The organism is Streptomyces sp. NPDC085944 (genome assembly GCF_040686295.1).
GTDB lineage: Bacteria > Actinomycetota > Actinomycetes > Streptomycetales > Streptomycetaceae > Streptomyces > Streptomyces salinarius.
Window position 1 is genome coordinate 233,944 of the sequence record NZ_JBFBJX010000014.1, and the last position, 6,470, is coordinate 240,413.

Annotated in this window: 6 protein-coding genes; all 6 read left to right on the plus strand. The window is 73.3% G+C overall.

Features of this window, described 5'->3' with window-relative positions:
* Positions 1–659 precede the first annotated feature (659 nt).
* On the plus strand, positions 660–1,451 hold the full coding sequence (locus tag AB0P07_RS26915; protein WP_365555037.1) for an ABC transporter ATP-binding protein: 792 nt from the start codon (positions 660–662) through the stop codon (positions 1,449–1,451).
* On the plus strand, positions 1,448–2,245 hold the full coding sequence (locus AB0P07_RS26920) for an ABC transporter ATP-binding protein (protein ID WP_365555039.1): 798 nt from the start codon (positions 1,448–1,450) through the stop codon (positions 2,243–2,245). Before AB0P07_RS26915 ends, AB0P07_RS26920 begins: the two co-directional genes overlap by 4 nt.
* The gene (locus tag AB0P07_RS26925; RefSeq protein ID WP_365555041.1) at positions 2,242–3,141 is read left to right on the plus strand and encodes a branched-chain amino acid ABC transporter permease; all 900 of its coding nucleotides are present in this window, start codon (positions 2,242–2,244) and stop codon (positions 3,139–3,141) included. Before AB0P07_RS26920 ends, AB0P07_RS26925 begins: the two co-directional genes overlap by 4 nt.
* A complete protein-coding gene (locus tag AB0P07_RS26930) occupies positions 3,134–4,282 on the plus strand; it encodes a branched-chain amino acid ABC transporter permease (RefSeq protein ID WP_365555042.1) in 1,149 nt (382 codons plus the stop codon). The genes AB0P07_RS26925 and AB0P07_RS26930 overlap by 8 nt, the downstream gene beginning before the upstream one ends.
* On the plus strand, positions 4,279–5,559 hold the full coding sequence (locus tag AB0P07_RS26935) for an ABC transporter substrate-binding protein (protein WP_365555044.1): 1,281 nt from the start codon (positions 4,279–4,281) through the stop codon (positions 5,557–5,559). The genes AB0P07_RS26930 and AB0P07_RS26935 overlap by 4 nt, the downstream gene beginning before the upstream one ends.
* A gap of 147 nt (positions 5,560–5,706) precedes the next feature.
* On the plus strand, positions 5,707–6,470 hold a 764-nt coding region (locus AB0P07_RS26940; protein ID WP_365555046.1), incomplete at its 3' end, for an SAM-dependent methyltransferase.

Consider the following 6,470-nt stretch of genomic DNA (forward strand, 5'->3'; position numbering starts at 1 on the left):
GCCGGCGTGGGGACGGTCTGGCCCGGCCGTCATCCGGTACCAGCGGCGTGTACCGCCTCGGGTGAGCCGTCCCCTCACCCACCGCCCGGTGGACCCCCGTCGGGACGCCACCGCCCACACGGCAGGCCGGCCGTGCCCCGCCGGACCGTGCTCTGCTAGGTGCCCGCGCATGGGGCTGGTCCGGCCGACGCACGCCGGGCGGCCGTGGCGCGGCTGCCGGCCGACGTACCCGCCGGCGTCGTCCGCCGTTGGGCGCCTCCGTGACTCTGGCCGGTCGCCGTCCGACGCGAGCCGTGTGTCTTCCGGGCGGGGCGCTTTGCGGCCGGCCCGGCCGGCGGTTCCGTCGGCGGCATCCTGCCGGTTCGTGCCCTGCCCACCGCACGCCGTCGGGGCGGGCCGGGGCGTTTCCGTGGCTCTTGCCTCGGCCCACCGGCTACAGGCCTGGCCCGGGCCGGCGCTCCTCTCCGTCGGCGCGGACGCCGGGGGGCCTGTCGTCCCCCCGCCGCTCCCTGGGCATCCGCACAGACTCACCCGCCCCGGACTGGGACCCCGCAGCGACCCCGCCCGGCCCCCCTGTACGGCCACCCGGCCCCGTGCTGTCGTGAGCTCCCCCCGATCACCCGTCACCGTGCCCTCCCGGCCGGTCCCAAGGAGCCGCGATGCCCGCAGCACCACCGGACAGCGCGCCCGCGCTGCACGTCGAGAGCCTCGACGTGACGTACGGGCGCGCACTGTCCGCCCTCCGCTCCGTGTCCCTGACCGTCCCGCACGGCGCCGTCGTCGCGCTGCTCGGTGCCAACGGCGCCGGCAAGACGACGCTGCTGCGGGCCGTCTCGGGCACCCTGCGCCTGCACCGCGGCGCGATCACGGCCGGCCGGGTCCGCTACGGCGACACGGCCCTCGACGGCCGCGACCCGGTCGCCGCCGTACGCGCCGGAGTCGTCCAGGTGCCCGAGGGCAGGCGGGTGTTCGCCGGCCTCACCGTCGACGAGAACCTGCGGGCCGGCGGACTCGGCCTCAACCGGCGCGCCCCGGCCCAGGTCCGCGAGGCCAGGGAGCGGGTCTTCACCCTCTTCCCGAGGCTCGCCGAGCGCACCCGCCAGGCCGCCGGCCTGCTGTCCGGCGGCGAGCAGCAGATGCTCGCCATCGGCCGCGCCCTGATGGCGGCGCCCCGCCTGCTCCTCCTCGACGAACCCTCCCTCGGGCTCGCCCCGATGATGGTCGACCGCATAGCCGAGGTCGTCCGCGAGATCAACGCCCAGGGCACCGCCGTACTCCTCGTCGAACAGAACGCCGGCATGGCGCTGTCCCTCGCCGAACATGCCTACGTCCTGGAGGTCGGTGAGATCGGGCTGTCGGGCGCCGCCGCCGAACTCGCGCGCACGGACGCCGTACGCCGCCTCTACCTGGGCGAGACCGCCGACGCCGCCGACGGCAAGGGGGCCGCGTGACCGCCCCCGCCCCCGCACCGCCCGCGCTCGACGTACGGGGCGTCACCGTGCGCTTCGCCGGTCTCCTCGCCCTCGACGACGTCTCCTTCACCGTCGCCCCCGGCACCGTGCACGCCGTCATCGGCCCGAACGGCGCCGGCAAGTCCACCTGCTTCAACGTCCTGTCGGGCCTGTACCGCCCCACCGCCGGCACCGTGCGGCTCGGCGCCGCCGAGCTGACCCGGCTCGCCCCGCACCGCATCGCCGCCCTGGGCGTCGCCCGCACCTTCCAGAACATCGTCACCACCCAGGGCACCGTCGCCGACAACCTCATGCTCGGCCGGCACGCCCTGTCCCACTCCGGTTTCGCCGCCAGTGCCCTGCGGCTGCCGCGCGCCGTGCGTGAACAGCGCGAACACCTCGCCAAGGCCCGCGAGACGGCCGAACTCACCGGTCTCGGCGCCCACTTCGACGCACCCGTCGCGCTGCTGTCGTACGGCGACCGCAAGCGCGTCGAACTCGCCCGCGCCCTCTGTCTGGAGCCCCGTGTCCTGCTGCTCGACGAACCCGTGGCCGGCATGAACGCCGCCGAACGCACCCGGATGACCCGGGTGATACAGGAGATCCGCGCCGAACTCGGCCTGTCCGTCGTGCTGGTCGAGCACGACATGGGCCTGGTCATGCGGCTCGCCGACGAGGTCACCGTCCTCGACTTCGGCCGGGCCATCGCCCACGGCACCCCCGGCGAGGTCCGGCGCGACCCCGAGGTGCTCCGCGCCTACCTGGGCACCACCACGCGGGAGGACGCGGCATGACCGGCTTCCTCGACAGCCTGCTGGGCGGCCTCGCCCTGGGCTCCGTCTATGCCCTGATCGCCCTCGGCTTCGTCACCATCTTCAAGGCCTCCGGCGTCCTGAGCTTCACCCACGGCTCGCTGCTGCTGCTCGGCGGGTACCTCGTCGCCGTCCTCCACGACGACATCGGCTTCGCCGGGGCGCTCGCCGTCGCGGTCCTCGTGACGGCCGCCGCGGCCGGGGCGCTGGACCGGCTGGTGCTGCAACGCGTCGGCGGCACCGACCCGCACGCCGCGCACGTCCAGACCATCGTCACCATCGGCGTCGACATCGTCCTGGTCACCGACCTGGCCCGGCGCATCGGTGGCGACCTGCTGCCGCTCGGCGACCCCTGGGGCTCCGCCGTGACCGACCTCGGGCCGGTGACCGTGGCCGACAGCCGCATCGCCGCGATCCTCGTGTCCGCCGTCGCCATCGGCGGCGTCTTCGCCCTCTTCCGGTTCACCCCCTGGGGCCTGTCGCTGCGCGCGGCCGCCGAGGACCGCGAGGCCGCCGCCCTCATGGGCGTACGGCTCACCCGCGTCCGCACCGCAGCCTGGTGCCTGGCCGGCGCCCTCGCCGCACTCGCCGCCGTCTTCCTGGTCGCGTTCCCGGCACCCGGACTCGAACGCACCACCGGCCAGATCGCGCTGAAGGCCTTCCCGGCCGCCATCCTCGGCGGCATGACCTCCCCGGTCGGCGCCCTGGTCGGCAGCATGCTGATCGGCCTCACCGAGGCGTTCGTCGCCGGCTACCAGTCCGACCTGCACGTCCTCGGCGAGGGCTTCGGCGACGTCGCGCCGTACGCCGTGATGGTGCTCGTCCTGCTGGTGCGCCCCGCAGGACTCTTCGCGGCGAGGGGAGCGGCCCGTGTCTGACCTGCGCCCCCTCCTCCTCAGGCGCGGCCCGCTCCTGCTGACCGCCCTGCTCCTGTGCGCCCTGCCCTTCTACCTGGACGCCTTCTGGCTCCGCATCGGACTGTTCTCCATGGCCGCCGCCATCGGCGCCGTCGGACTCGGCCTGCTCAGCGGCACCGCCGGGCAGCTCTCCCTCGGGCACGCCTTCTTCCTCGCCGTCGGCGCATACGGCTACGTCTGGCTGGCGGGCGAGCCGGGCCCCGGACTGCCGCCCGCCGTGGCCCTCGTCCTCGCGGTGCTGCTCGCCGGTGCGGCGGGCGGCCTGTTCAGCCCCGTCGCCGGTCGGGTGAAGGGCGTCTACCTCGGCGTGGCCACCCTCGCGCTGGTCTTCCTCGGCCACCACGTCCTGCTCACCGCTGACTCCGTCACCGGCGGCTTCAACGGGCGCTCGGTGCCTCCGCTTGAGCTGGGCGGCTTCGCCTTCGCCGAGGCCGACCCCGAACTCACCGTCTTGGGCGTGCCGTTCGGCGCCGAGGAACGGCTCTGGTACCTCGGTCTCGCCCTGTTCGCCGTCACCTGGTTCACCGCGCGCGGGCTGCTGCGCGGACGGCCCGGGCGGGCCCTGGTCGCCCTGCGCGACAGCGAGACGGCGGCCTCCGTCATGGGCGTGCACGTGGCCCGGTACCGCTCGGCCGCCTTCGTCGTCTCGTCGATGTACGCGGGCCTCGCCGGCGTCCTGCTCGCCCTCTCCTTCCGCCGCGTGGTGCCCGACTACTTCTCCCTGGCGCTCTCCGTCGACTACCTCGCCATGATCGTCATCGGCGGCCTCGGCTCGGTGGCCGGAGCCACGGCCGGAGCCGTCTTCGTCACCGCGCTGCCCCTGCTGATGACCCGCTACGCCGACCAGTTGCCCCTGGTGGCGGCGCCCGGCTCCGGCGACGGCTCGATCGGCCCGACCGAGGCCTCCCGCTACCTCTACGGCGCGGCGATCGTCGTCATCCTCCTCTACGCCCCCGACGGCCTGCACGGACTGGCAAGCCGCACCCGGGCCCGCCTGCGCCGCCGGCCACCCGGCACCCGGCCCCCCGGCACCGGGCCGGTCCCCGCCGCCACCCCCGCCACCCCCGCCGCCACCGCACGAGCCAAGGAGCACACCCCGTGAACGTGAAGCACCCCAGGCCCCGCACCGCCCGGACCGCCGCCCTGGCCGCGGCAATGGCCGCCGTGCTGCTCGCGGGCAGCGCCTGCAGCTCCAAGGCGGACGGCGGAAGCACCGACGACGCCGCCGACGGCGTCAAGGCCGGACCCGGAGTCAGCGAGAAGAGCATCAGACTCGGCGCCCTGACCGACCTCACCGGCCCCTACGCCACCCTCGGCAAGAGCATCGTGCAGGCCCAGCAGATGTGGGCCGACGAGACCAACGCCGCGGGCGGCATCTGCGGACGCCAGGTAGAGATCGTCGTCAAGGACCACGGCTACGACGTGCAGAAGGCGGTCACCGCCTACGCCGACATCGCACCGGACGTCGTCGCCCTGCCCCAGGTCATCGGCTCCCCGGTGGTCGCAGCCCTGCTCGACGACATCGAGCGCGACCACATGCTCACCTTCCCGCAGGCCTGGGCGGCCTCCCTGCTCGGCCGGGACTCCGTCCAGGTACTGGGCACCACCTACGACATCGACATGATCGCCGCCGTGGACTTCCTCACCCGCACCAAGAAGCTCGCCCAGGGCGACACGATCGGTCACGTCTACTTCGAGGGCGACTATGGCGCCAACGCGCTGGAGGGCTCCGAATGGGCCGCCGAGCAGGCGGGGATGAAGGTGGTCGGACAGAAGATCAAGGCAACGGACACCGATCTGACCGCGCAGGTGTCCGCGCTGAGCAAGGCCGGGGTGAAGGCGATCCTGATCAGCGCCGGCCCCGCCCAGACCGCCTCCCTCGCCGGAGTGGCCGCGGCCCGCGGCCTGAAGGTGCCGATCGTCACCAGCGCGCCCGGCTACGCGCCCCAGCTGCTGAAGACGCCCGCGGCGCCGGCCCTGGAGGCCATGGTGCACGTGGTCAGCGCCGCACCGGCGGTCAGCTCCGACCTGCCGGGCGTGAAGAAGATGGCCGCCTCCTACCAGAAGGCGTACCCGGGCGAGCCCGTCGACTCCGGCGTGCTCTCCGGCTACAACGCCGCCCAGTTGATCGGCACCGACCTGAAGAAGGCCTGCGAGGGCGGCAGCCTCGCCCGGCAGGACGTGGTCAAGGCGCACCGGTCGCAGAAGAACGCGGACACCGGACTCGGCACCCCGCAGAACTTCACCTACGTGACCGTGCCGGCCAGCCGGTCCACCTATGTGCTCAAGCCCGACGCCAAGGCGCTCGGCGGCCTGGTCGGCGTGGAGGAGGCCCACAAGGCGGCAGGCGTGGACGCGTATCTGGCCGCACGCGGCTGATCCGACCGAGTGGCCGTCAACTGCGTTGCGCGGCAATGCGTTTGACGGCCACCGGATCCGGCCTCTGGTTTGGCTGAACACTAGGTCTTTAGGATGTACTGTCTGTCATGCCAGTCCAGTTGGCGCCCGTACGGAGCTGGGGGAACGATGCAAGCCGACAAGCAGCTGTCCACGGAGATCGACTCCAACGTGCCAACGGCGGCACGTATGTACGACTTCTACCTGGGCGGCAAGGACAACTACGCGGCCGACCGGGCGGCCGTCGGCGAACTCGACAAGGTCGTCCCCAGCACGCGTCGGCTGGCGCTGAACAACCGGCGTTTCCTCCAGCGGGTCGTTCGCGTCCTCGCCGAGGACTACGGCATCCGCCAGTTCCTGGACCACGGCTCCGGCCTGCCCACCCAGGACAACGTGCACCAGGTCGCCCAGCGCGTCGCTCCCGAATCCCGCGTCGTCTACGTCGACAACGACCCGATGGTGCTGGTCCACGGCCGGGCACTGCTCGACCAGAACGACCAGACCGCCGTCATCCACGCCGACATGCGTGCGACGGAGGAGATCTTCTCCCACCCCGACACCCAGCGTCTGATCGACTTCTCGCAGCCGGTCGCCGTACTGTTCAACTCGGTCTTCCACTGCATCCCGGACAGCGACACCGACGGGCCCAAGGCGGTCGTCCGCCGGGTGACCGAGCGGCTCGCGCCCGGCAGCTTCGCCGTGATGTGCCAACTGGTCAGTGAGGACGCCGAGGTGCGGAAGTTCGTCACGGACTTCATGGACCAGGCGACCCAGGGCCACTGGGGCCGGGTGCGCGAGCCGAAGGACGTCGAGGCCCTCTTCGAGGGCATGGAGATCCTGGAACCGGGCCTCGTGGAGGTCTCCACCTGGCGCCCGGACACCGAGGTGGCGCC

What these genes read in the sequence shown, in the direction of transcription:
- AB0P07_RS26925 (WP_365555041.1), top strand. Translation starts at nt 2,242, where the DNA reads ATGACCGGCTTCCTCGACAGCCTGCTGGGCGGCCTCGCCCTGGGCTCC.
- AB0P07_RS26915 (WP_365555037.1), top strand. Translation starts at nt 660, where the DNA reads ATGCCCGCAGCACCACCGGACAGCGCGCCCGCGCTGCACGTCGAGAGC.